A 23,893-nucleotide genomic window follows, 5' to 3' on the forward strand; every position below is an offset into this window, starting at 1 on the left:
GGGCGGACAGCCCACATACAACACCGGTATGCGGGCTGTCCGCCCGCACCGCCAGGAACCACCTCAGGCGCGACTCTCATCGAACGGGACCTCGACACAGGCCCTAGGAGTTCTGCATCAGCACGCCCCAGAGCGTGCCGAACAGGATGCGTGTGCGGACGTGGAACTCCACGTCCTCGGGAGCCGCCCCGCCGCCGTAGGTCTCCACGGTGCGCCGGGCGGCTTCCGCGCCTTCGGCACCGGCCAGGCAGGCGAGGTCCCAGGCGACCGGGCCGCGCCAGGTGTCCTCGAAATCGAGCCACACGGGACCGTGCGGGCCCATCAGCAGGTTGCCGCAGTGCGGGTCGCCGTGCAGAGGCTGGACGTCGCGGTAGTGGGCGTCCCACGACGCCATGAGCTCGGCACGGCGTTCACGGAACGGTTCAAGATCCGGCACGCCTATGCCACTCAGATAGGCCAGCGTGTTGTCGACGTCGTCCACAGGGCCGCGCACGGGCAGAGGACCGTCATAGGACCGCAGCTCGGCGTGCAGGGCGGGCAGCAGCTTGAGCACGTCAAGGCGTGAGAACTCGTAGCCGGGGTCGTGCGGCACGAACGTGCTGAACGACACCACGAACCCGTCGTACGAATGCGGCCCCGCGGGAAGGTCCGCCGAGGGCATCACGACCGGCACGCCACGAGCGGCCAGGAACGCGGAAATCGCCAGGTCACGCGCGAAGTGATCGGCCACGGACGGGCGCACCAGGGCCGTGCGGGCGGCGACGCGGGCCACCACCGGTGCCGGGCGCAGGTGGACGATGACGTTGCTGCCGTCCTTCAGCACGGCCGGGTCCGTGGCGGTGATGCCGTGCGCGGCGGCCAGTGACACGGCGGCCCTCACGGCGGCGGAGGCGCTCATGGGGACGAGGGTCACATCACCCCTGGGGCAGGAGCGACTCCATTTCCGCGATCTCCTTCTCCTGAGCTGCGACGACGTCCTGCGCGAGCGAGCGCGCGCCCGGGTCGGTACCGGCGTCGAGGTGCTTGCGCGCCATCTCCACGGCGCCGCGGTGGTGCTGGATCATCAGCGACAGCCACTGCCGGTCGAAGTCGGTCCCGCGCAGGTCGGCGAGGGTGCCGAGGTCGACCACGCCGTGGTCGGCGGCGTGCCCGTGGTCCGCGTGCGAGGAGGCCTTCACCGGGGCGCCCCACGCCTTGAGCCAGCCGTTCATGCGGTCGATCTCCGGCTGCTGGTGCCGCGCGATGCGCTCGGCCAGGTCGACGACGTGCGCGCTGTCCGTGCGCTCGGCCACCAGACCGGTCATCTCCACGGCCTGCTCGTGGTGCGGGACCATGCCCTGCGCGAACGCGACGTCCGCCGAGTTGTGCGTGGCGGGCGAGCCGCACGCGGCCAAAGGGGACATACCCAGCAGAAGGGTCGCGGCTACGGCGAACGTACGAAGCACGGGGGTCACCTTACGTGTGACCTGCGCTACGCCGCTGGCCACGGGCCATGGCCCACCCGAGTGGAGCTGATCGGCTGCGTCTAATATCCGGGGAGTTTCCCGAACGACTGGTCCCACCAAGGCCTGGAGGCACCGTGACGGCCGTAGCCCCGCAGCCGATCGCAACGCGTCCTTTTCCGACGCGCACTGCGGTCAAGGGGTCCTTCCTGCTGCGGATGTTCCGCACCACGGACCACAAGCAAATCGGCATCATGTACCTGGTCACCTCGTTCGCCTTCTTCATGGTCGGCGGCGCGATGGCCATGCTGATGCGGACCGAGCTGGCTAGGCCCGGCATGCAGTTCCTCTCGCAGGAGCAGTTCAACCAGCTCTTCACGATGCACGGCACCGTGATGCTGCTGCTGTACGCGACGCCGATCGTGTTCGGCTTCGCGAACTTCGTCCTCCCGTTGCAGATCGGTTCGCCCGACGTGGCGTTCCCGCGGTTGAACGCGTTCTCGTACTGGCTGTACCTCTTCGGCGGCCTGATCGTGATGTCGGGCTTCATCACCCCCGGTGGTGCCGCCGACTTCGGCTGGTTCGCGTACACGCCGCTGAGCAACGCCATCCACTCGCCCGGTGTCGGCGCCGACCTGTGGATCGCCGGTCTGGTGATCGGTGGTCTCGGCACGATCCTCGGCGCGGTGAACATGATCACCACCGTGGTCTGCCTGCGCGCGCCCGGCATGACGATGTTCCGGATGCCGATCTTCACCTGGAACATCCTGGTGACGTCGGTGCTGGTGCTGCTCGCGTTCCCGATCCTCACCGCGGCACTGCTCGGCCTGCTGGCCGACCGCCACCTCGGTGCCCACGTGTTCGACACCGCCAACGGCGGCGTGATCCTGTGGCAGCACCTCTTCTGGTTCTTCGGCCACCCCGAGGTCTACATCGTCGCGCTGCCGTTCTTCGGCATCGTGTCGGAGATCTTCCCGGTGTTCAGCCGCAAGCCGATCTTCGGTTACAACGGCCTGGTCTACGCGACGCTCGGCATCGCCGCCCTGTCGGTGGCCGTGTGGGCGCACCACATGTACGCGACCGGCGCCGTGCTGCTGCCGTTCTTCGCCTTCATGACGTTCCTCATCGCGGTCCCGACCGGTGTGAAGTTCTTCAACTGGATCGGCACGATGTGGAAGGGCCAGCTGACGTTCGAGACGCCCATGCTGTTCAGCATCGGCTTCATCGTCACGTTCCTCTTCGGTGGTCTCTCCGGCATCCTGCTGGCCGCGCCCGCGATCGACTTCCACGTGTCCGACACGTACTTCGTCGTGGCGCACTTCCACTACGTGCTCTACGGCACGATCGTCTTCGCGACCTTCGCGGGCATCTACTTCTGGTTCCCGAAGATCACCGGTCGCTTCATGGACGAGCCGCTGGGCAAGCTGCACTTCTGGACGACGTTCCTCGGCTTTCACGCGACGTTCCTCGTCCAGCACTGGCTGGGCAACGAGGGCATGCCGCGCCGGTACGCCGACTACCTGGCGTCCGACGGCTTCACCACGCTCAACATGATCTCCACGATCGGCGCCTACATCCTGGGCGCGTCGACGCTGCCGTTCATCTGGAACGTCTTCAAGTCGTACCGCTACGGCGAGGTCGTGACCGTGGACGACCCGTGGGGCTACGGCAACTCGCTGGAGTGGGCGACCTCGTCCCCGCCGCCGCGGCACAACTTCACCGAGCTGCCCCGTATCCGTTCGGAGCGCCCGGCGTTCGAGCTGCACTACCCGCACATGGTGGAGCGCATCCGCAACGAGGGTCACGTGACCTTCACCGGCAAGGCGATCCGGCACGAGGACGCGCCGCCCGCCCTGTCGGAGCTGGCGGCCTCCGCGCTGAAGTCGGGGACGGCCTCCGAGAAGGACGACTCCGACCACAAGTAACCTGCACGTCACAGGTTCAACGACGAGCCCCGGCCGCCGCGTGCGGCCGGGGCTCGTCGCGTACTACGCGTGCTGCGAGGAGACGACGACGTGAAAACGCCCGTGCTGATCACCGTGACCGGTCCCGACAAGCCCGGTGTCTCCTCGGTGCTGTTCGCCGTGCTGACCAGGCACGGGGTCGAGGTGCTCGACGTCGAGCAGGTCGTGATCCGGGGTCGGCTGGTGCTGGGTGCGCTGGTGTCGACCGACCACGACCCGGAGGGCCTGCAGGAGGCCGTCGAGCAGGCCATGGCGACCGTCTCGATGCAGGTGGAGATCGAGGTCGGCGCCGACTCGAAGCGCAGCGCGCGCCTGGAGTCCTCGCACGTGCTGATCGTCCTGGGCCGCCCGGTGACCGCGAAGGCGTTCACCGAGGTCGCCCGCCGGCTCGCCTCGCTGGGCGTGAACATCGACGCGATCCGCGGTGTGGCCGATTACCCCGTCACCGGTCTCGAACTGCGCGTGTCCGTCGCGGACGACACGCTGGAGAACGACTCGGAGCTGCGGTCGGCGCTCGCGGACGTCTCCGTGCGGGTCGGCCTCGACGTCGCGGTCGAACGGGCCGGGCTCACCCGGCGGGCGAAGCGGCTCGTCGTGTTCGACGTCGACTCCACGCTGATCCAGGGCGAGGTGATCGAGATGCTGGCCGCGCACGTCGGGTGCGAGGAGCAGGTCCGCGAGATCACCGAGGCCGCGATGCGCGGCGAGCTCGACTTCGCCGAGTCGCTGCGGCGGCGGGTGGCGCTGCTGGAGGGCCTCGACGCGACGGTGCTGGACGAGGTCGGGGCGTCGCTGGAGCTCACGGCCGGTGCCCGCACGACGATCCGGACGCTCAAGCGCCTCGGCTTCTACTGCGGTGTGGTGTCCGGCGGGTTCACGTCGGTGATCACCGGCCTCGCGGACGAGCTGCAGCTGGACTTCTGCGCGGCGAACACGCTGGAGGTCGTCGACGGCAAGCTGACCGGCAAGGTCGTCGGCGAGATCGTCGACCGGCCGGGCAAGGCCGTGGCGCTGCGCCGGTTCGCCGAGGAGGCCGGCGTGTCGCTGGCCCAGTGCGTGGCGGTCGGTGACGGCGCGAACGACATCGACATGCTGAACGCGGCGGGCCTGGGCATCGCGTTCAACGCCAAGCCCGCGTTGCGCGAGGTGGCCGACACGGCGCTGTCGCACCCGTTCCTGGACGCCGTGCTGTTCATCCTGGGCGTCACCCGCGCCGAGGTGGAGGCCGCGGACGCCGCGGACGGCCTGGAGTCGACCCGGCTGTGACGATCCTCGACCTGATCGCCTCCCGGAACTACGCCGAGGAGTCGGAAGTCCGCGCGATGCCGATGGTCATGCGCATCGAACGCGTCGACCCGCCGGGCCGCACCGCGTTGCTGGAGGCCGCGGCCGCGTCGGCGGTCGCGGTGTGCCTCGACCCGCGTGCCGACGAGGGCGGGGAGTGGCACGAGGCCGTGCGGGCGTGGGTGGCCGGGCGGATCCGGAAGGTGTCGCGCCGGGCCCGTGGCGTGCAGTGGGAGGCCGTGCAGGCGCTGCCGGGGGTGACGGTCACCGTGGAGGGCGCGTCGGTGCGCTCGCTGCTGCCGGCGCTGGTCTCCGAGACGCCCCGCGAGGTCGCCAAGCTGCAGATCTCCGGGTCGGACCTGCCCCTCGACGAGCCGGGTGCGGTGCCCGAGGGGGCCCACGTGCTGTACACGAACCCTCGCGTGGAGATGTCCGCCGGCAAGCTCGCGGCCCAGGTCGGCCACGCGTCGATGCTGCTCGCACCGCACCTGTCCGGCGACGAGCTGAAGGCGTGGGCGGCGATCGACTACCGCTGCGCCGTGCGCACGCCGTCGGTGGCCGAGTGGGACGCGCTGGTGCACAGCGCGGACGTCGTGGCGGTGCGGGACGCCGGTTTCACCGAGGTGGAACCGGGGACGACAACTGTGATCGCACCTCTGGGCTGACATTTCGGGTTAGAACCGCGTAATTCGGGTAAATCCACGTTCCGTGGGCCTACTCGACGTGCTCGACGCCAGGCTGGGTGACGGCCTGGAGAACCTGCTGTGCTCGCACCACACGCGCAGGCTCCGCCGCCTCGGCTGGGGCGAGGTGCTGGACGGCGACGGCGCCGGGTGGTTCACCCCGCGCCGTCCGGTCCAGCACGGCAACAAGATCCAGGTCCTCGTCGACGGCGCCGAGGCGTTCCCCGCCATCGCCGAGGCCATCGAGAACGCCCAGAAGTACGTGCACATCGCGAACTGGCACGCCTCGCCGGACTTCCGGCTGACCCGTGAGCCGGGTGCGCCGCAGCTGCGCGAGCTGCTGGCCGCCGCCGCGGAACGGGTGCCGGTGCGGGTGCTGCTGTGGGCGGGGCCGCCGGTGCCGTTCTTCGAGCCGACCCGCAAACGGGCGGAGGCCGCGAAGCACGCGTTCCTGGAGTGCGGTGCGGTCCGGTGCGAGCTGGACGCGCGTGAGCGGACGCTGCACTGCCACCACGAGAAGGTCGTGATCGTCGACGACGTGGCGTTCGTCGGCGGCCTCGACATGACCGCGGTGGAGGGCGACCGGCACGACTCGTCCGAGCACCCGCCGCGCGACCTCGGCTGGCACGACCACATCGCGAAGGTCTCCGGCCCGGCGGTGTCCGAGGTGGCCGCCCACTTCGCCGCCCGGTGGCTGGAGATCGCGGGGGAGACCCTGCCCGCGCCCGAGGTGCCACCGGAGGCGGGCTCGTCGTCGGTGCAGTTGGTGCGGACGATCCCCGAGGGCACTTACGACTTCGCGCCGCACGGCGACTTCACGCTGCTCGACTCGTACCTGCGGGCGTTCCGCGCGGCCAAGTCGCTGATCTACATCGAGAACCAGTTCCTGTGGTCGCCCGAGATCACCGAGGTGCTGCTGGAGAAGCTGAGCAACCCGCCGTCGGACGAGTTCCGGATGGTGCTGCTGCTGCCGCAGAAGCCCAGCAACGGCGCCGACACCACCCGCGGGCAGCTGGGCAGGCTGCTCGACGCCGACCCCGAGGGCGGTCGGCTGATCGCCGCGACCCTCGTCTCCCACGGCGATGCACCGGTGTACGTGCACGCCAAGTTGTCCATTGTGGACGACGAGTGGCTGTCGATCGGCTCGGCGAACCTGAACGAGCACTCGCTGTTCAACGACACCGAGGTGAACGTCGTGACCGACGACGCCGAGGTGGCCCGCTCGACCCGGCTGCGGCTGTGGGCGGAGCACCTGGACGCCGACGTGTCCGGGCCCGCGCACGAGGTCGTGGACGAGATCTGGCGCCCGGCGCTGAAGCGGCCGTCACGGGTGATGCCGCTGCCCGGGGTGTCGCGACGGGCTGGAAGGCTGCAAGGACCGTTGCGCGGATTGCTGGTCGACGGCTGATCTCCGGGTCTAGCGTGGCCTGCGTGGCCAACGAGGTGACGATCCCGCTGCTGCCGTGCGCCTCCATCGACGAGGTGGCCGAGTTCTACGTGATGCTCGGGTTCACGATCACGCACCGGCAGTACCGGCCGACGCCCTACCTGTCGGTGCGGCGCGAGGACGTCCAGCTCCACTTCTTCGGCATCCGCGGCTTCGACCCGGCCACGTCGTACAGCTCGTGCCTGGTGCAGGTGGAGGACACGCGTGAGGTGTTCGACGCGTTCGCCCACGGCATGCGGGCGGTGTACGGGAAGGTGCTGTCGTCCGGCATCCCGCGGATGACCCGGCCCCGGCGCGACGGGTTCCTCGTGGTCGACCCCGGCGGCAACTGGATCCGCGTCGTGCCGGCGGTGGAGGAGAGCGAGCCCGCGCGCAACGGGCTGGCGCGGGCGCTGCACAGCGCGGAGACGCTGGCCGGGTCGCACGGGGCGGAGCGGCAGGCGTTGCGCATCCTCGAAGGGGCGCTGGCCCGCGAGTGGGACGCGTCGGAGGACGACCTGGCGTCGGCGCTGGAGTTCCGCGAAGAGCTGCTTGAACGGCTTAATCTACATAGGTAGTATTACCGGCGTGGAGCCCCTGCGCCGCATCGGCAAGGCCACGGTGGACGTGCTGGAGGTGCTGCTCGGCGCCTCCGGACCCCGCTGGGGCCTGGAGATCATCAAGCTGACCGGGCGGCCGTCGGGCAGCGTGTACCCGTTGCTGGACCGGTTGGAGCGGGCCGGCTGGGTGACGTCGTCGTGGGAGGACGACGACACGCGCAAGGGGCCGCGGCGGCGGATGTACGTGCTGACGCCCGATGGTGCGGCGGAGGCTCGTCGCGTGGTCGCGGCGCGTGCTCCGGAACCGCGTTTCGTGCCGAGGACGGCGCAATGAGAGTCGCGTTGTTGTTGGTGCGCCTCGCGGCCGCCGTCGTGGGCGATGAGCGCTATCGCGAGCAATGGGAAGCGGATGTTGCCGGTGCGCGCGAACTCGGCATGTCGCCGGTGCGCGTGGCGTTCGGGGCTTTGCTCGCTGTTGTCGTCATGCCGTCGAAGGGAGCTGTTGTGGCTGGGATCGGACCGTTGGGGATGGCGTTGCGGCACGCGCAGACGCCGCGTGGCCGTGTGCTGGCGATCGCGGTGGTGTCGGCGTTGTTCGTGCTGGCCGGCGTGGTCATGCTGTTCGCATGAGCAAATAGCTCGGTGTCGTTCCGGCGGGACCGGGCTTAGCTTCGGGCAGTGGCGAACGAACTGACGATTCCACTTCTGCCCTGTCCCTCCATTGACGAGATCGCGCCGTTCTACGAGATGCTCGGGTTCGAGATCACGTACCGGCAGACGAAGCCGAACCCCTATGTGGCGTTGCGGCGCGAAGACATCAACCTGCACTTCTTCGGCATGGACGGCTACGACCCGGAGCAGTCGTACAGCACGTGCGTGGTCATCGTGCCGGACATCAACGAGTTGTTCGAAGCGTTCGCGGCGGGAATGCGTGCCGTGCACGGAAAACTGCTCATCTCCGGCATCCCGCGGATGACCCGGCCCCGGCTGCGCAACGACCGGTACACCGGGTTCGCCGTCGTCGACCCCGGCGGCAACTGGATCCGGATCAGCACGCCCGGCACGGCACCCGAGGCACGGACCGCGCTGGCCAGGGCGATGGAGAACGCCGCACGCCAGGGGGACGCGCGCGGAGATGAGCGCCAGGCGTTGAAGATCCTGGAGGGTGCGCTGAAGCGGGCCGCCGCCGACGATCCGGAACGGGCGGCGGCGGCGGCCTACCGCGACGAGCTGGTCGAGCGCGTCACCGGGTCTGCGCCGCGTCCAGGCGCTGGAGAGCGGCCCTGACCACGTCCGGGTCGTAGGTCGTCCAGAACGGCGGCAGCGAGGCGCGCAGGAAGCCGCCGTAACGGGCGGTGGCGAGGCGCGGGTCGAGGATCGCGACCACGCCCTTGTCCGACATCGACCGCAGCAGGCGGCCGGCGCCCTGGGCGAGCAGCAGGGCCGCGTGCGTCGCCGCGACCGTCAGGAAGCCGTTGCCTCCACGGGAGTTGACGGCTTTCTGGCGTGCGGAGGCCAGCGGGTCGTCCGGGCGCGGGAACGGGATGCGGTCCATGATCACCAGCTGCAGGCTCGGCCCCGGCACGTCCACGCCCTGCCACAGCGACAGCGTGCCGAACAGGCACGTGCGCTCGTCCTCGGCGAACTTCTTCACCAGCAGGCCGGTCGCGTCGTCGCCCTGGCAGAGGATCGGGTACTCGATCTTGTCCCGCAACGCCTCCGCAGCCGCCTTGGCCGCCCGCGTCGAGGAGAACAGCCCCAGCGCGCGACCGCCGGCGGCGTTCACCAGCCCCTCGATCTCGTCGAGGTACTCCTTCGGCAGCCCGTCCCGGCCCGGCTGCGGCAGGTGCCGTGCCACGTAGAGGATGCCGCTCGACCGGTGCTCGAACGGCGAGCCGACGTCGAGACCGCTCCACTTCGGACCGTCGACGTCCCTGACCTCCTTGTCGGTGGCCGCACCCTCGATCTTGCGGACCTGCTCCGACGGCGGCAGCCCCCACTGCCGCGCCATCGCGTCGAACGCGCCACCCAGCGTGAGCGTCGCCGACGTGAGAACCGTGGTGCGCTTGCCGAACAACCGCTCCCGCAACAGCCCGCCGACCCCGAGCGGGGCGACGCGCAACGCCGGCGTCTTCTGGTTGAAGTCGCCCGACACCCACACCACGTCGCGCTCCTCGCCGAACGCGTCGAGGATGCGCACCGCGCAGTCGTGGACCTCCTCCAGCAACGACATCGCGAGCTTGCGGTCCGTGGCGCCGTCCACGTCCTCCTTGCGCTCCGGCCCGAGCGACGACATGCACATGTGCGCCGCGTCCCTGGTCGCCGCCAGCGCACCGGCCAAGGCCCGCGGCAGCTCGTCCAGCCGGCCGGCGGGCAGGTCCTCCAGGATCATCGCGAGCCCGTCGCTCGCCTCCGCCAGCCGGTCGGCGACGTCCTGGTCGATCAGCCGCCCGCAGCGCCGTGCCGCGATCGAGATCGACGCCCCGGTGAGCTCCTCCGTGGCCACCGACGTGACCCGGTCGACCAGGTCGTGCGCCTCGTCGATCACCACCACGTCGTGCTCCGGCAGCACCTGGTAGCCCTCAAGGGCGTCGATGGCGAGCATCGCGTGGTTCGTGACCACGACATCGGCCTTGCCGGCCTGCGCCCGTGCCCGTTCGGCGAAGCAGTCGGACCCGATCGGGCACTTCGACACCCCGAGGCACTCCCTGGCCGTGACGCTCACCTGCCGCCACGCGTGCTCGCTGACACCGGGCACCAGCTCGTCCCGGTCGCCCGTCTCGGTGTCCGACGACCACTCGTGCAGCCGCTTCACCTCACGCCCGAGCTTCGACACGGCGAACGGGTCGAACAGCGCGTCCTCCGGCTCCTCCGGCGCGCCGTTGTGCACCCGGTGCATGCACAGGTAGTTCCGCCGCCCCTTGAGGATGGCGTACGTGGGCTCGCGCCCCAGCTCCTTCTTCAACGCCTTCGCGAGCCGCGGCAGGTCCCGGTCCACCAGCTGCCGCTGCAACGCGATCGTGGCCGTCGACACCACCACGGTCTCGCTCTCGGCGATCGCGTGCCGGATGCTCGGCACCAGGTAGGCGAGCGACTTGCCGGTGCCGGTCCCCGCCTGCACGGCCAGGTGCTCACCGGTGCGGATGGAGCGGTCGACGGCCTCGGCCATCTCCACCTGACCGGGGCGCTCGGCGCCGCCGACGGCGTGGACGGCGGTTTCCAGCAGGCTCAGGGTGGGGGGAACTTCAGGCACGGGGAAGACCGTACCCGCCACCCCCGACACTCCTGCTCCACCCGCATCTGCGAGTACCGCCAACTCAACATCAACAGGCACTTTTCCACTACCGACTGGGTCAGTCGCCGCCTCCGCCGCCGCAACCGCCGCCGCCGCAGCTGCTGCCGCCGTCGCTGCTGCTGCAACTGCTCGACGAGCAACCGCCGCCGCAGCTGCTGCCGCCGTCCGACGACTTGGTCCGCGCACCCACCACGGCCGGGGTGAGCCCGAACAACGCCGCCTGCCCGCCCAGACCGGCCACGGCGACCGCGCGCAGGCGGTAGTGCGGGGTGTGGCGTTCGGTGCTGCGCGCGGACGACACCCGGGCCTCGGCGCGGCGCACGATCCGCATCGCCGCCCGTGTGCGCAGGCGGCCGGGGTCACGGGCACCGAGCACGGCGGCCAGCGCGATCAGGGCCACCGCCGCGGGGAAGTACGCCCAGCCCGGCACGGTCACCGGCACGAACGACAGCACGTCCGGTGCCACGAACGACACGACGCCCGCACCGATCAGGGCGAAGCCCAGCAGGAACAGCCACGGGTACAGGCGCGGGCGCAGGGAACGGCGGGCGCGCAGCAGACCGCGGTCCACCAGGTGGGCGCGCAGGCCTGCGGCCTCCTGGCTCGCGGCCACCGCGGACAGCAGGTCCGGCAGGTAGCGGCCGGAGCGGCGGAGCTCGCCGAGGACGCGGGCCTCCAGCGGGGTGGCGGCGCCGTGGCGGGAGGTGGCCGTGGCGAAGCCTTCACGGGACAGGCGCAGCTGGCCCGCGTCGGCGAGGCGGGCGACGGCGACCTCGGCGGCGCGGCGGGGGCCGCCGGCGAGGCAGGCGAGTTCCTCGGGGGTGGTCTGCACTGGGGGATCTCCGTGAGCAGGGGACGTCACGGAGTTCTCGACGGGCCGGGGCACGGCGTTACGCCGGTCACCGAACGAGATCAAGCGGTCACGTCGGCGAGGACGCGGTCACCCAGGCCGAGTGCCGCCGCGAGGTGGTCCGGCGTCAGCACGACGGCGGCGTCCCGGCGAGCCTCGACCAGGTCCAGGAGCAACGGGCCGAGGTCGGGCCACTGCTCGGCGGCCAGGACGCCGGCGCGGGACTTGCTGACGATCTCACCCGTGCGGATGGTGTGCCACAGGCGCGCGGGACCCAGACCGACCCACAGCACGGCCTCGCGGAACACCGGGATGCGCTGGTCGACGGTCCTCAGCGCGGCACGACCGGCGTCGAGCTGAGGCTTCCAGTACGACACGAGGTTCGCACGGCAGTACGCCGCCACCTCAGCAGCAGTGACCGGGCATGCGGGCCGTGTGCTGCGCACGGTCTGACCGACGGTCCGCAACTGTTGCCACAGTACGGGCGTGACTTCGCCGAAAAGAGGCGTCACCGAAGAAACGGGACGAGAGAGGTCGCCCGCCATCACCACGGAAACGTCCACACCGTCCACGGCGGGCACATCAGCAGCAGCGGCGAGCTCGACGACGACGTCCAGATCGGAGTCGAAGACCACGTCGTCCAGCACGCGCGAGCCGTGAAGATGCGCGCCTGCCACAAGACCGGGCAGGCGCGCATCCAGCAGGTCCAGGTACTCCCCGGGCGTCACCACCCGGTCCACGCTACCGGCGGCGGACGAGGGCCCAGGCGCCCGGCAGCAGACCGGCGGCCAGTGCGACCTTCAGCAGGTCACCGAGCAGGAACGGCAGCACGCCCACCGACAGCGCCTTCACCAAGCCCATGCCGGTCATCGCCATCAGCCACGGCACGCCGACCGCGTAGATCGCGAGGTTGCCCAGCACCATCGTGCCGGCCGTGCGCACCGGCGTGCGGTCACCACCGCGGGCGGCGAGCGCGCCGACCAGGGCACCGGCGAACACGAAGCCCACCACGTAGCCCAGCGACACCGGGACGCCGGACGAACCGCCCTGGAACCACGGCACACCGGCGACACCGGCGATCAGGTACAGCAGCATCGAGATCGCGCCGCGCTGCCAGCCCAGCGCGGCACCGACCAGCAGCGCGGCGAACGTCTGACCGGTCAGCGGCACCGGGCTGCCCGGGATCGGCAGCGCCACCTGCGCGGCGAGACCGGTGAGGGCGGCACCGGCCACCACGAGGGTGAGGTCGCGGGCGAGTGCGCCCGGGACGAAGTCGGCGAGCACGGTGCGACGGGGCGCGAGTGCGAGAGCGGCCACGAGCGTTCCCTCCCAGGCGGAATGGCAAGAGGGCCTGAGATTAACCAGGGGAACTCGAGAACGTCTTTGTCTGGTCTCCACAAAGTGACCGGTCACACATCGAGTGCGACCTTGCCGCCCACGCGTTCGGTGTTGCGCCTGGTCTTGGCCCATCCGTTGTGGCCGCGGGCCAGCCTGACCACCGCGCGCCACGACGTGATGTAGAAGGTGTAGATGTACAACGCGTAACCGAACCCGTACCCGATGGACCTCCAAAAACCCACGGGCTCGCAACGCGCGCGGTACACCGGTCCCCACAGCACGAACGGCAACAGCCCGAACGCGCCGTACACGGTGAACAGGACCCACGCGCCGTCGAAGAACCAGAACACGACCTCCGACGGCGACACGGCGAACCGGTAGGCCATGAGCGCCACCGGGATCGGGTAGATCAGCGTGCCGAGCAGCTGCATCCACGGCTGGGCGAGGTAGTACGTCATCTCGGCAGCGCCCAGCGTGGTCAGGTGGTCGGAGTCCCAGATGCGCCGCAGGTAGCGCGTGCACTGCATCGTCCCCTGACCCCACCGGGTGCGCTGGGCGAGGAACCGGCGCAACGAGTACAGCGCCTCCTGGTTCACGTGCGTGTCGAGCGTGAACCCGGTGTGCCAGCCCTCGGTCAGCAGGTGCACGCCGAGCTCGAAGTCCTCCAGCAGCGACCCGCGCCACGGGCTGCCCGCCGGTCCGGCGATCGAGTCCAAAGCGGACAGTCGCGTGGCCTGTCCGTTGCCGCCCATGGAGATCGTGCCGGTCGCGCCGCGCGAGAGCTGGATCGCCGCGATGGCCGTGCGGAACTCCAGGTCCTGCATGCGCACCAGCCCGGCGCCGAACGCGCGCCGCCACCGCGACACCCCCGGCTGGCGCTGGCCCGCGTTGATCATCCGCACGTCCACCTGCACCGCGCCGATCCGCGGGTTGCCGAAGAGGTGCTGGGCCGCGCACACCTCCAGGAAGTTCGGTGCCGGCCGGCCGTCCGCGTCGACCACGACGATGATCGCGCTCTCGGTGTCCGCGCGCCGGCCCATCCACAGCTTCACCGTGCGGTAGGCGTCGTTCAACGCGTTGCCCTTGCCGGTGCGCGCGTACGGGCGTTGGCGTTGCACGAGATGGATGTTCGGGTCGCGAACGCCACCGTTGCGCTTCAACGCGCGCACGACTCCCGCGGTGCGGTCGTCGGAGTCGTCGTCGATGACCCACACGTGCGCGATGGGGAACGTCCCGCGCAGATAGCGGATCGTGTCACCGATGACGGCCTCTTCGTCACGGCACGGCACGAAGAAGTGCCACTCCAACGACGACGGCTCACCGACGGGCGCGGGCTTGCGCCGCAGGTACGGCACCACGATCACGAACACGTACGTCACGAAGGCGACGCTCATGGTCAGGGCGAGCGCCTGCGTGAACCCGAGGACGAGGTCGAGGCTCACTTCCGCGTCGCCAGCCACACGAACGCGACGAGTGCCGCCGCGCCACCGAACACGCTCACCATCGACCCCAGCAGCGTGTGCCCCCAGTAGTAGCCGGTGTCCACGCCCAGCCAGTCCACCAGCCCCACCAGCGTGAGCACCCGGAACTGGTTGACCACCACGACCGCCAGCGCGGCCACGCCCAGCGCGACCAGCACGCGCGACTGGACCCGCGGCCGCAGCGCGATCATCACCGCGCCCACGACCACCAGCGGCAGCACCAGGAACGCTGACGTGCACTCGGGCGTCATGCGCAGGCCCAGCGGCGTGTCCGAGCCCAGTCCGAAGTAGACGGTCTGGCGGTCGGCGACGACCTCCACGCCGTAGGAGCTGATGGCGCTCAGCACCGCACCGGACAGCGAGATCTCCACCGTGCGGTAGAGGCGGTGCGCGAACACGAGTCCGGCGGCGAGTGCGAGCAGGACGACCACCGTCACCCGGCTCGGGAATGCGGCGCGGCGCAGGGCAAGCGTCACCCGAGAATCCTTTCCACCGATGAGGGAGCGCCCAGACGGGCTACTTGACCTTCCATCGGTTGACGGAACGTCAGCCCTCATCCCCGGATCGAGTGATGCCGTGACCGGAAATTGATCAAAAGTCCCACGATCCGTGGCACCGACTGGGCGAGTCGAGTGATCATGTCGCCCGATACGGGGAGTAACCCTCAGTTCCCCCGGAATAACGCCGATGCCGGTAACTGCCCCCGGAAAGCGTGAACCAGCTTGGTTCGAACGCGCCCTGGGGCCGGAGGAATGACGGAGGGAGTTTCATGCGTTTCCGACTGACGGGACTGGCCGGAGTTGCTGCCATCGCAGCACTTCTGGCCGGTGCCGCACCCGCTTCGGCCGCTCCGGGGGACGCCTCGGCCCACGGCGCGAAGCTCACCGTGACCCTGCTCGGCAGCCCGGCGGTCAACGCCGAGCCGTTCGCCGCCGCCAGCGCGAACGGGCCGACGCAGAACACGTTCCTGGGCGTCGACCTCACCGGCATCCTCAAGACCGGTGTGATCAACACTTCCGCGTCGCGCGACGAGAGGTCCGGCGGCGTGTCCTCGCGGGCGAGCACCGCGGACGTCCGGGTCGACCTGCTGTCCGGGGTCACCGGCAAGGTCTCCGCCGAGCTGGTGGAGGCGGAGTGCGCGGCCACCCAGAAGGGCCTGGCCGGCAAGGCGAAGCTCACGGGCGTCGACCTGGGCGAGCTCGGCCAGGTCAACGCCGACCCGGCGCCGAACACCGTGCTCGACGTCGCGCTCGCCGGGGTCAAGGTCGCCGAGGTGGTCTTCAACGAGCAGCTGAAGAACGCCGACGGCAGCCTCACGGTCAACGCGATCCACATCAGGCTGCTGCAGGGCGTGCTCGGCTCGATCGGCACCGGTGACGTGGTCATCTCGTCCGCCACCTGCGGCCCCGCCGGCCTGCCCATCCCGATGGCGTCGGGCGCCGGCCTGTGGATCGGCCTCGGCCTGCTCGGTGTCGTCGCCGTCCCGGTCGCGTTCGTGGCGCTGCGCAGGCGCGCGTCGCTCACCGCGGTCTAGGAGAGCGGCCGATGTACAAGGTCCCCGGAACCGGCGTGGGCGTCGGCACGGGTGTCGGTGCCCTCGCGGTCACCGGCGCGGACGTGACGTGGTGGATCGCCGCGGGAGTCGTGCTGCTCGTCGCGGGCGCGTTCCTCCTGCGCTCGGCGCGCAGGAAGCGGCGCGCGGTCCCCGTCCCGGCCACAACCAGACCGAATCGAGCGGGCTGATCACCGGTCCGCCCGGGGATGCCCCCGCACCCGGGCGGACCGGCCCGCCTCCCCCGAGAGGACAACGGTGTGAGCAAGGAAGTTCTGCTGGTCGCGGGCACCCGCCCGGAAGCCGTGAAGATCGCCCCCGTCGCGATCGCGTTGAGGGGGCACCCCGGCCTCCACCCCACGATCGTCCACAGCGGACAGCACTCCGGCATGGTCGAGCAGGCCCTCAGCGCGTTCGACCTCGTCCCCGACCTGCGCCTGGACGTGCCCAGGACCAGCGGCACCCAGGCCGAGCTGGTCTCCCGGCTGCTGCCCGAGTTCGACGCCGTGCTGGCCGGCCGCGACCCGGCGGTCACGCTGGTGCAGGGCGACACGACCACCGCCCTCGCCGCGGCACTCGCCTCGTACTGGCGCGGCATCCCCGTGGCGCACCTGGAGGCCGGTCTGCGCACCGGCGACCTGTACGGCCCGTTCCCCGAGGAGGGGAACCGGCAGATGATCTCCCGCGTCACCTCGCTGCACCTGGCGCCGACCGACGACGCGGCCAACGCCCTCCACGCGGAGTCCTTGCCGGACAGCCACGTCGTGGTCACCGGCAACACGGTCGTGGACGCCGTGCAGCGGGTCGCCGCCCTCGACCTCCCTGCCCGCAGCGCCGACCTCGCCGCTCTGGAACGCGGTCTGGACGCCACCGGCGGCCGGCTGCTGCTGCTCACCGTGCACCGGCGCGAGTCGTGGGGCCGGCCGTTGATGCGCGTGCTCAACGCCGTGCGGTCCCTCGCCGACCGCCACCCCGACCTGCACGTGCTGGTCCCCGCGCACCCGAACCCCGGTGTGCGCGAACAGGTCGTCTCCCTGCTCGGCGGGCACGAGCGGGTCGTCATCACCGACCCGCTCGACTACCCGGACCTGGTGCGGGTGCTCAAGCGCGCCGCACTGGTGCTCACCGACTCCGGCGGACTCCAGGAGGAGGCGCCGTCGTTCGGCGTGCCCGTGCTGGTGCTGCGCGAGACGACCGAACGCGTGCTGGCCGTCGACGCCGGGTGCGCCTGGCTCGTCGGCACCGACACCACCCGCATCCTCGCCGAGGCGGGCTGGGTGCTCGGCTCCCGGTTGCGGCTCCCCCCGGGGCGCAACCCCTTCGGCGACGGGCGTGCCGCCGTCCGGGTCTGCGCGGCGATCGAGCGGCTGGCCGGCCTGCCGACCGCACTGCCGCGCCGGGAGCCGTTCGCCACCCTCGCGGGCGTGTATTAGCAGCTCGTGCGTCACCAGGTCGGTTGGTCCGGCTTCCACGAACGGGTGATGTACGGGGCGAACCGTCGGCTCAGCCGCGCGACGCGGAGAGGATCGGGGTCAGGAACCGAACATGACCGAGCCCGAGGGGACCGAAGTGCGCAAGAGTGTGATCGCCGGTGTCGTGGTCGCGTTGACCTTCGCCACGGCCGCGCCCGCGCTGGCGGCGAACCCGCCCGGCCGCGCGTCGTCCGGGTCCGCGGACTTCGCGCAGCAGGGCGGCCAGACGGTCGTGGTCGGCCCGCTCGCCGTGTGCGACGTGAACCCGGAGCAGGCGGGCACGGTCACCGGGGCGAGCCCCGCGGTGAGCGGGACCGGGCTCAAGATCGGTGCGACGTCCTCCACCTGCACGACCACCGTGGTCAACGAGGCGGAGTTCACCACCACGACGACGTCGACGGCCAAGGGCACCGCCTTCGAGCTGTCGGCGCTGATGGCGCAGAAGGGCCCGCGGCTCAAGATCGCCGAGTGGACGATCACCTGCTCCGCCGACGCGGAGGGCACGCAGGCGGCCTGGGGGCTCAAGGGCCTGTCCGGCTGGCCGGGGCTGCCCGCGCAGATCCCCGCCGGGTACGTCCACGACGTCAAGTCCAGCACCGGAACCGTGCTGGCCAAGGCGAAGTTCACCGACACCGCGTTCCCGGAGCCGAACGACGGCAGCCTCAGCACGACCCTGCTGCGGATCACGTTCGAGCCGTCGTCCGGCTACACGGGCAGCATCACCCTCGGCACGGCGGCCTGCTCGCCCACCCCGTAGCGGTCGGGGCAGCTCAGGACACCACGACACCCGCGGCGCGCAGCTCGTCCAGAGCGGCGTCGCGGGTGTTCTGCGCCACGGCCGCGGTCAGCCCGGCCAGCACCGTCGTGCGGAACCCGTTGCGATGCGCGTCGAGCGCCGTGGCCCGCACGCAGTGGTCCGTCGCGATGCCCACGACGTCCACCTCGGTCACGCCCTTGGCGGTGAGCCAGCCCGCGAGGTCGTTCTCCGCCTCGAACCCGGAGTACGCCGCGGCGAACCGGCCCTTCGAGAACACCTGCTCGATCCCGGCGACGTCGAGCTCGGGGTGGAACGACGCACCGGCCGTGCCGGCCACGCAGTGCACCGGCCAGCTGTCGACGAAGTCCGGCGTCTCGCTGAAGTGCTCACCGGGGTCCACGTGGTAGTCGCGGGTCGCCACGACGTGGTCGTAGGACGAGGCCGCGATGTGCCGCGAGATGGCCTCCGCCACGGCCGCGCCACCGGCGACCGCGAGGGACCCGCCCTCGCAGAAGTCGTTCTGCACGTCGACGACGATCAGTGCCTTGGTCACTTCGACTCCTCCAGGTAGACCGTCGGGATCGCGGGCTCGCCGCGCGAGAGCTTCAGGCCCTCCCACGGCACGCTGACCAGCGCGGCCCGCAGGCGTTCGCGGTTCTGCTCCAGCCCGGGGACGCCGTCGGCGAGCTTGCCCGCCCGCATCAGCGGGACCTGCACGAGCCGGTCGTGCGGGCCCAGCTCGGGTTCCGCGGAGGCCTGGAACACGACCTCCTCCAGCGCCGTGCCGGTGTCCTTGTGCCGGCGCAGCGCCTTCTTCCAGCCGCCGCGCGACTGCTTCGACGTGCTGCGCTTCTCCACGTGCCGCCCGTCGACCTCGACGAGCTTGTAGACCATGCCCGCGGTCGGCGCGCCGGACCCGGTCACGACCGAGGTGCCCACGCCGTAGGCGTCCACGGGCTCCGCGCGCAGGGCGGCGATGGCGTACTCGTCGAGGTCGCTGGACACGACGATCCGGGTGTTCTTCGCGCCCAGCGCGTCGAGCTGGTCGCGCGCCTGCCTGGCCATCACGCCGAGGTCACCGGAGTCGATCCGGATCGCGCCCAGCTCGGGGCCCGCGACGGCCACGGCCGTCTTGATGCCCTCGGTGATGTCGTAGGTGTCGACCAGCAGCGTCGTGCCGACGCCCAGCGCCTCGACCTGGCTGCGGAACGCCTCTTCCTCGGTGTCGTGCAGCAACGTGAACGCGTGCGCGCACGTGCCGGCCGTCGGGATGCCGTGCCTGCGGCCCGCCTCCAGGTTGGAGGTCGCGTGGAAGCCCGCCAGGTAGGCCGCGCGGGCACACGCCACGGCGGCTTCCTCGTGCGTGCGGCGGGAGCCCATCTCGATCATGTGCCGGCCGTTCGCGGCGGTGACCATGCGGGCGGCGGCCGAGGCGATCGCGCTGTCGTGGTTGAGGATCGACAGCGCCAGCGTCTCCAGCACCACGCCCTCGGCGAACGAGGCGCGCACGGTCAGCACCGGGGAGCCGGGGAAGTAGAGCTCGCCCTCCGGGTAGCCGTCGACCTCACCGGAGAACCGGTAGTTCGCGAGCCACTCCAGCGTGGCGTCGTCGACCACGGCGTTGCGGCGCAGCTGGTCGATCTCCTCCTCGCCGAAGCGGAAGTCCTCGATGGCGTCGAGCAGCCGGTTCACCCCCGCGACCACGCCGTAGCGGCGGCCGTCCGGGAGCCTGCGCGCGAACACCTCGAACACGCACGGACGGTCACCGGTGCCGTCACGCAGCGCGGCCGCGAGCATCGTCAGCTCGTAGTGGTCGGTCAGCAAGGCCGTGGAGTTCATGGTCACCCACCCTAAGGTCGCATCCGGTTTAGCCGCATGCCGTCTCCGCGACTGCGGCGAACATGACACCATTGGCGGTATGACCACGCCCGTCGAACAGGAACGGACGCATGCCGAGCCCATTGGCGCGGAGATCGCAGCCGAGGACCGGCCATGGCAGACCGTGGTCTGGAACGACCCGGTCAACCTCATGTCGTACGTGACGTACGTCTTCCAGAAGCTGTTCGGGTTCAGCAGGGACAAAGCGACCAAGCTGATGCTCGACGTGCACCACAAGGGCAAGGCGATCGTGACATCGGGCACCAAGGACAAGGTGGAGGCCGACGTGGCGAAGCTCCACGCGGCAGGGCTCTGGGCGACCATGCAGCGGGCCTCGTGAAGCGGTGGATCCGCGACGGTGACGTCGTCGTCGGCAGGCTCGACCGCCAGGAGGCGGCGGTCGTGCGGGGTCTGGTCAGCCAGATCCAGGACATGCTGATGGCCCGCGCCGAGGAAGCGCCCCAGGACGAGCTCGCCGAGCTGACCGGGATCAGGACCGGACCCTCGCAGGCACCCGACGACCCGATCCTGGGCCGGTTGCTGCCGGACTTCCACCGGCTCGACGACGACGCGCCCGACCCCGCGGAGGTGGACTCCGCGGCGGCTCTGCGGTCGTTGCACGAGCCGGAGCTGCTGGACCAGAAGACCGGTGCCGCCGAGACCGTGCTGCGGACCTGCTCTCCCGACGGCGGGGAGATCAGGCTGACGATCGGTGAGGCGGAGGCCTGGCTCGCGTCGCTCAACGACGTGCGTCTGGCCCTCGGGACGGCGCTGGACGTCCAGGAGGACATGCCGGACGAGCTGCCCCCGGAGGACCCGCGCTCGCCGCACCTGGGCGTCTACCACTGGCTCACCTGGGTGCAGGAGACGCTGGTCGAGGCGATGCTGGCGTGATCCCCGGCGTGCTGGTCGGGCACCACCACCGCGTCGAACCCGGCTGGAACACCGGCACGACGGTCGTGCTGGTGCCCGCCGGCGCGGTGGGCGCGGTCGACGGCCGCGGCGGCGCCCCCGGCACCCGCGAGACCGACCTGCTGGACCCGGCGAACCTGGTGCAGCAGGTGCACGCGATCTGCCTGTCCGGCGGGTCGGCGTACGGGCTCGCGGCGGCGGACGGCGTGATGCGCTGGCTCTCCGAACGCTCGATCGGCTTCCAGGTCGGCGCGCAGCCGCACCACGTGGTGCCGATCGTGCCCGGTGCGGTGATCTTCGACCTGCCGATGTCCGAGTGGGGCAACCGGCCGGACGCCTCGTTCGGCTACGAAGCCTGTGCCGCTGCCGCCGCGGAGTTCGCCCTGGGCTGCGTCGGCGCGGGTGCCGGTGCGCGGGTCGGGTCGCTCAAGGGCGGCATCGGCGCGTTCACCGGCCGGGTCGGTGACCACCACATCGGGGCGCTCGCCGTGGTCAACGCGGCCGGTGAGGTCGTGGACCGCGCGACGGGCCTGCCGTGGCTGCCGTCACTCGGCACGTCACCGGTGGTGCTGCCGCAGCGCAAACCGGACGGGCTGAACACCACGATCGGCGTGGTCGCCGTCGACGCGGAACTGTCCAAAGCGGAGTGCCAGCGCCTCGCGATGGCCGCCCAGGACGGGCTCGCGCGGGCGGTGCGCCCCGCGCACTCCATGTTCGACGGTGACACGGTGTTCGCACTGGCCACCGGCGCCCGCCCGCTCGCGGAACCGCGCGCGTTCGCCTTGGACGCGCTCTGCACGGCCGCCGCGGACGCGTTCGCCGAGGCCGTGGTGTCCGGTGCGCGCGAGGCGACGACCGCGAACGGCGTGCAGGCGTTCCGCGACCTCTGAGTGGGTAACCCGCCGGCATGGCCGATGTGATCGATCAGGCAGCCGGTGTCGTGTCCGAGCTCGTACCGCCCTCCGTGGCGGGCCGCGAGGTGCCCGGGAGGGAGCTGGTGGCGGTCGCGCCCGCCGGGCTCTTCGTGGCGTCCTTCCTGGTCCCGCCGGGGTTCGGGAAGGTGCTGATGAAGCTGGGCGTGCTCACCACCCCGCTCGCCGCGTGGGCGGAGCTGGCCGCGTGGCGCACCCTGGACCAGGGGCAGCGGCGGCGCGGTGTGGCGTTGCTGGCGCTCTACCTCGTGGTGGTGCTCAGCCGGCGGCGGTGACCGTCCCGGAGCCCGCATCTGCGCAGGCAAGGCCAGGTGCGGGAGGTGTTATCTCGCATACCGAGACAACTTCCGCCAGCCCGTAGGATTGACTGCGTGCTGGTGATTCGCCGTGACCTGGTGGACGCGATGGTGGCCCACGCCCGCCGTGACCACCCCGACGAGGCGTGCGGGGTGATCGCCGGGCCCGCGGGCTCGGACCGCCCCGAGCGCTTCATCGAGATGGAGAACGCCGAGAGGTCGCCCACCTTCTACCGGTTCGACGCGGGTGAGCAGCTCAAGGTGTGGCGGGAGATGGACGCCAACGACGAGGTGCCGGTGGTCGTCTACCACTCGCACACCGCCACCGAGGCGTACCCGTCCCGCACCGACATCTCGTTCGCGGGCGAGCCGGAGGCGCACTACGTGCTGGTCTCCACGCGTGACCCGATCGAGCACGAGCTGCGGTCGTACCGCATCGTCGACGGCGTCGTGACCGAGGAACCGGTCAAGATCATCGAATCCTGAAGTTTCTCCCGGAGGTAGAACCACCATGGCCGTCACCGTGTCGATCCCGACCATCCTGCGCACCCACACCGGGGGCGAGAAGTCGGTGTCCGCCACCGGCGCGACGCTCGCCGAGGTCATCGACGACCTGGAGAACAACCACGGCGGCCTCAAGGCCCGCCTGGTCAAGGAGGGTGCGCTGCACCGCTTCGTCAACGTCTACGTCAACGACGAGGACGTGCGCTTCGCCGGTGGCCTCGACGCCGCGGTGAAGGACGGCGACAACGTCACCATCCTCCCGGCCGTCGCGGGCGGCTGAGCCACACCATGGCGCGCTACGACTCGCTGCTGGACGCGCTCGGCGGGACCCCGCTGGTGGGCCTGCCGAGGCTGTCCCCGTCGGAGAACGTGCGCATCTGGGCGAAGCTCGAGGACCGCAACCCGACCGGCTCGATCAAGGACCGGCCCGCGCTGGCCATGATCGAGGCGGCGGAGCGGGACGGCGTGCTGCGCCCCGGTGCCACGATCCTGGAGCCGACCTCGGGCAACACCGGCATCGCGCTGGCCATGGCCGCGAAGCTCAAGGGCTACGGCCTGGTGTGCGTGATGCCGGAGAACACCTCGACCGAACGCCGCCAGCTGCTGCAGGCCTACGGCGCGCGGATCGTGTTCTCCCCGGCGGCCGGCGGGTCGAACCAGGCCGTCGCCACGGCCAAGGAGCTCGCCAAGCAGAACCCGGACTGGGTGATGCTCTACCAGTACGGCAACCCGGCCAACGCCGACGCGCACTTCCGCGGCACCGGGCCGGAGATCCTCGCCGACCTGCCGGAGATCACGCACTTCGTGGCCGGCCTGGGCACGACGGGCACGCTCGTCGGTGTCGGGCGGTACCTGCGCGAGGCCAAGCCGGACGTGCAGGTCATCGCCGCGGAACCGCGCTACGGCGAGCTGGTGTACGGCTTGCGCAACCTCGACGAGGGCTTCGTTCCGGAGCTGTACGACGAGTCGGTGCTGACCGGGCGGTACTCGGTCGGCTCCTACGACGCGTTGCGCCGCACCCGGCAGCTGCTGGAGTCCGAGGGCATCTTCGCGGGCATCTCGACCGGTGCGATCCTGCACGCCGCGCTGGCCGTGGCGCAGAAGGCCGAGGTCGCAGGCAAGTCCGCCGAGATCGTGTTCATCGTCTGCGACGCCGGCTGGAAGTACCTGTCCACGGGCGCGTACTCGGGCACCCTGGACGAGGCGGCGGCGCGGCTCGACGGGCACCTCTGGGCCTGACCGGTTGTGCGGTGACCACTCCGGTCAC

General features: G+C 71.0%; 29 protein-coding genes. 19 read left to right on the forward strand and 10 right to left on the reverse strand.

Going from position 1 to position 23,893, the window contains the following annotated elements; all coding sequences use genetic code 11:
* Positions 1–103: 103 nt before the first annotated feature.
* Together ACZ7CH_RS31290 and ACZ7CH_RS31295 are read right to left on the reverse strand one after the other, a co-directional pair.
* A complete protein-coding gene (locus ACZ7CH_RS31290) occupies positions 104–898 on the reverse strand; it encodes a phosphotransferase (protein WP_470375581.1) in 795 nt (264 codons plus the stop codon).
* Between the two features lie 16 nt (positions 899–914).
* Positions 915–1,403 (reverse strand): DUF305 domain-containing protein, encoded by a 489-nt coding sequence (locus ACZ7CH_RS31295; RefSeq protein WP_470375582.1) that lies wholly within the window; start codon positions 1,401–1,403, stop codon positions 915–917.
* Positions 1,404–1,579: 176 nt separating this feature from the next.
* Between ACZ7CH_RS31295 and ctaD the strand changes: the two genes are divergently transcribed.
* The 8 genes from ctaD (at position 1,580) to ACZ7CH_RS31335 (ending at position 8,646) form a co-directional block, all read left to right on the forward strand.
* Complete coding sequence (ctaD, locus tag ACZ7CH_RS31300) at positions 1,580–3,367, forward strand: aa3-type cytochrome oxidase subunit I (RefSeq protein WP_360398163.1); 1,788 nt, start codon at positions 1,580–1,582, stop codon at positions 3,365–3,367.
* Between the two features lie 90 nt (positions 3,368–3,457).
* Complete coding sequence (serB, locus tag ACZ7CH_RS31305) at positions 3,458–4,672, forward strand: phosphoserine phosphatase SerB (RefSeq protein WP_470375583.1); 1,215 nt, start codon at positions 3,458–3,460, stop codon at positions 4,670–4,672.
* A 56-nt stretch (positions 4,673–4,728) separates the two neighbouring features.
* Positions 4,729–5,355, forward strand: coding sequence for a peptidyl-tRNA hydrolase (locus tag ACZ7CH_RS31310; RefSeq protein ID WP_470375643.1), 627 nt, complete (start codon positions 4,729–4,731; stop codon positions 5,353–5,355).
* Positions 5,356–5,398: 43 nt separating this feature from the next.
* Positions 5,399–6,781 carry a phospholipase D-like domain-containing protein gene (locus ACZ7CH_RS31315; RefSeq protein ID WP_470375584.1) on the forward strand — a complete coding sequence of 461 codons (1,383 nt, stop codon included), beginning with the start codon at positions 5,399–5,401 and terminating at the stop codon, positions 6,779–6,781.
* A gap of 23 nt (positions 6,782–6,804) precedes the next feature.
* Entirely contained in the window at positions 6,805–7,377 is a 573-nt protein-coding gene (locus ACZ7CH_RS31320) for a VOC family protein (protein WP_360398169.1), read from the forward strand.
* 10 nt (positions 7,378–7,387) lie between these two features.
* Complete coding sequence (locus tag ACZ7CH_RS31325; protein WP_360398171.1) at positions 7,388–7,693, forward strand: PadR family transcriptional regulator; 306 nt, start codon at positions 7,388–7,390, stop codon at positions 7,691–7,693.
* Positions 7,690–7,989, forward strand: coding sequence for a hypothetical protein (locus ACZ7CH_RS31330; RefSeq protein ID WP_360398173.1), 300 nt, complete (start codon positions 7,690–7,692; stop codon positions 7,987–7,989). Before ACZ7CH_RS31325 ends, ACZ7CH_RS31330 begins: the two co-directional genes overlap by 4 nt.
* Positions 7,990–8,037: 48 nt before the next feature.
* Positions 8,038–8,646, forward strand: a complete 609-nt coding sequence (locus ACZ7CH_RS31335; RefSeq protein ID WP_470375585.1) for a VOC family protein — start codon at positions 8,038–8,040, stop codon at positions 8,644–8,646.
* Here the strand turns inward: ACZ7CH_RS31335 and ACZ7CH_RS31340 are convergent.
* The 6 genes from ACZ7CH_RS31340 to xrtP form a co-directional block, all read right to left on the reverse strand.
* On the reverse strand, positions 8,603–10,612 hold the full coding sequence (locus ACZ7CH_RS31340) for an ATP-dependent DNA helicase (RefSeq protein WP_470375586.1): 2,010 nt from the start codon (positions 10,610–10,612) through the stop codon (positions 8,603–8,605). The genes ACZ7CH_RS31335 and ACZ7CH_RS31340 overlap by 44 nt on opposite strands.
* Before the next feature lie 100 nt (positions 10,613–10,712).
* Entirely contained in the window at positions 10,713–11,540 is an 828-nt protein-coding gene (locus tag ACZ7CH_RS31345; RefSeq protein WP_470375644.1) for a TIGR04222 domain-containing membrane protein, read from the reverse strand.
* A gap of 26 nt (positions 11,541–11,566) precedes the next feature.
* Complete coding sequence (locus ACZ7CH_RS31350; protein ID WP_470375587.1) at positions 11,567–12,235, reverse strand: hypothetical protein; 669 nt, start codon at positions 12,233–12,235, stop codon at positions 11,567–11,569.
* A gap of 10 nt (positions 12,236–12,245) precedes the next feature.
* Positions 12,246–12,821, reverse strand: a complete 576-nt coding sequence (locus ACZ7CH_RS31355; protein WP_470375588.1) for a biotin transporter BioY — start codon at positions 12,819–12,821, stop codon at positions 12,246–12,248.
* 92 nt (positions 12,822–12,913) lie between these two features.
* The gene (locus ACZ7CH_RS31360) at positions 12,914–14,236 is read right to left on the reverse strand and encodes a glycosyltransferase (protein ID WP_470375645.1); all 1,323 of its coding nucleotides are present in this window, start codon (positions 14,234–14,236) and stop codon (positions 12,914–12,916) included.
* Between the two features lie 44 nt (positions 14,237–14,280).
* Positions 14,281–14,799, reverse strand: a complete 519-nt coding sequence (xrtP, locus tag ACZ7CH_RS31365) for an exosortase P (protein ID WP_360398185.1) — start codon at positions 14,797–14,799, stop codon at positions 14,281–14,283.
* A gap of 293 nt (positions 14,800–15,092) precedes the next feature.
* Between xrtP and ACZ7CH_RS31370 the strand changes: the two genes are divergently transcribed.
* The 4 genes from ACZ7CH_RS31370 (at position 15,093) to ACZ7CH_RS31385 (ending at position 18,104) form a co-directional block, all read left to right on the forward strand.
* Positions 15,093–15,857, forward strand: a complete 765-nt coding sequence (locus ACZ7CH_RS31370; RefSeq protein WP_470375589.1) for a choice-of-anchor P family protein — start codon at positions 15,093–15,095, stop codon at positions 15,855–15,857.
* An 11-nt stretch (positions 15,858–15,868) separates the two neighbouring features.
* Entirely contained in the window at positions 15,869–16,066 is a 198-nt protein-coding gene (locus ACZ7CH_RS31375) for an LPXTG cell wall anchor domain-containing protein (protein WP_360398189.1), read from the forward strand.
* A 69-nt stretch (positions 16,067–16,135) separates the two neighbouring features.
* Positions 16,136–17,308: a non-hydrolyzing UDP-N-acetylglucosamine 2-epimerase gene (wecB, locus tag ACZ7CH_RS31380; RefSeq protein WP_470375590.1), complete on the forward strand. Its 1,173-nt coding sequence runs from the start codon at positions 16,136–16,138 to the stop codon at positions 17,306–17,308.
* A gap of 112 nt (positions 17,309–17,420) precedes the next feature.
* Positions 17,421–18,104 carry a hypothetical protein gene (locus ACZ7CH_RS31385; RefSeq protein WP_470375591.1) on the forward strand — a complete coding sequence of 228 codons (684 nt, stop codon included), beginning with the start codon at positions 17,421–17,423 and terminating at the stop codon, positions 18,102–18,104.
* A 13-nt stretch (positions 18,105–18,117) separates the two neighbouring features.
* Here ACZ7CH_RS31385 and ACZ7CH_RS31390 read toward each other — a convergent pair whose 3' ends face one another.
* Together ACZ7CH_RS31390 and ACZ7CH_RS31395 are read right to left on the reverse strand one after the other, a co-directional pair.
* On the reverse strand, positions 18,118–18,657 hold the full coding sequence (locus ACZ7CH_RS31390) for an isochorismatase family protein (protein WP_360398195.1): 540 nt from the start codon (positions 18,655–18,657) through the stop codon (positions 18,118–18,120).
* Positions 18,654–19,943: a nicotinate phosphoribosyltransferase gene (locus tag ACZ7CH_RS31395; RefSeq protein ID WP_470375592.1), complete on the reverse strand. Its 1,290-nt coding sequence runs from the start codon at positions 19,941–19,943 to the stop codon at positions 18,654–18,656. Before ACZ7CH_RS31395 ends, ACZ7CH_RS31390 begins: the two co-directional genes overlap by 4 nt.
* Positions 19,944–20,022: 79 nt before the next feature.
* Here ACZ7CH_RS31395 and clpS point away from each other — a divergent pair, with 79 nt between their 5' ends.
* The 7 genes from clpS (at position 20,023) to ACZ7CH_RS31430 (ending at position 23,865) form a co-directional block, all read left to right on the forward strand.
* The gene (gene clpS / locus ACZ7CH_RS31400) at positions 20,023–20,322 is read left to right on the forward strand and encodes an ATP-dependent Clp protease adapter ClpS (RefSeq protein ID WP_053736042.1); all 300 of its coding nucleotides are present in this window, start codon (positions 20,023–20,025) and stop codon (positions 20,320–20,322) included.
* A complete protein-coding gene (locus ACZ7CH_RS31405; protein WP_360398199.1) occupies positions 20,319–20,876 on the forward strand; it encodes a DUF2017 domain-containing protein in 558 nt (185 codons plus the stop codon). Before clpS ends, ACZ7CH_RS31405 begins: the two co-directional genes overlap by 4 nt.
* Positions 20,873–21,784: a P1 family peptidase gene (locus ACZ7CH_RS31410; RefSeq protein ID WP_470375593.1), complete on the forward strand. Its 912-nt coding sequence runs from the start codon at positions 20,873–20,875 to the stop codon at positions 21,782–21,784. Before ACZ7CH_RS31405 ends, ACZ7CH_RS31410 begins: the two co-directional genes overlap by 4 nt.
* Positions 21,785–21,801: 17 nt before the next feature.
* Positions 21,802–22,101 carry a hypothetical protein gene (locus ACZ7CH_RS31415; RefSeq protein ID WP_470375594.1) on the forward strand — a complete coding sequence of 100 codons (300 nt, stop codon included), beginning with the start codon at positions 21,802–21,804 and terminating at the stop codon, positions 22,099–22,101.
* Between the two features lie 96 nt (positions 22,102–22,197).
* Positions 22,198–22,608, forward strand: coding sequence for a M67 family metallopeptidase (locus ACZ7CH_RS31420; protein WP_053735881.1), 411 nt, complete (start codon positions 22,198–22,200; stop codon positions 22,606–22,608).
* Between the two features lie 25 nt (positions 22,609–22,633).
* Entirely contained in the window at positions 22,634–22,906 is a 273-nt protein-coding gene (locus ACZ7CH_RS31425; protein WP_053735880.1) for a MoaD/ThiS family protein, read from the forward strand.
* A gap of 8 nt (positions 22,907–22,914) precedes the next feature.
* The gene (locus ACZ7CH_RS31430) at positions 22,915–23,865 is read left to right on the forward strand and encodes a PLP-dependent cysteine synthase family protein (RefSeq protein WP_470375595.1); all 951 of its coding nucleotides are present in this window, start codon (positions 22,915–22,917) and stop codon (positions 23,863–23,865) included.
* The last annotated feature ends 28 nt before the right edge of the window (positions 23,866–23,893 follow it).

This window comes from Lentzea sp. NPDC037011 (genome assembly GCF_055607425.1).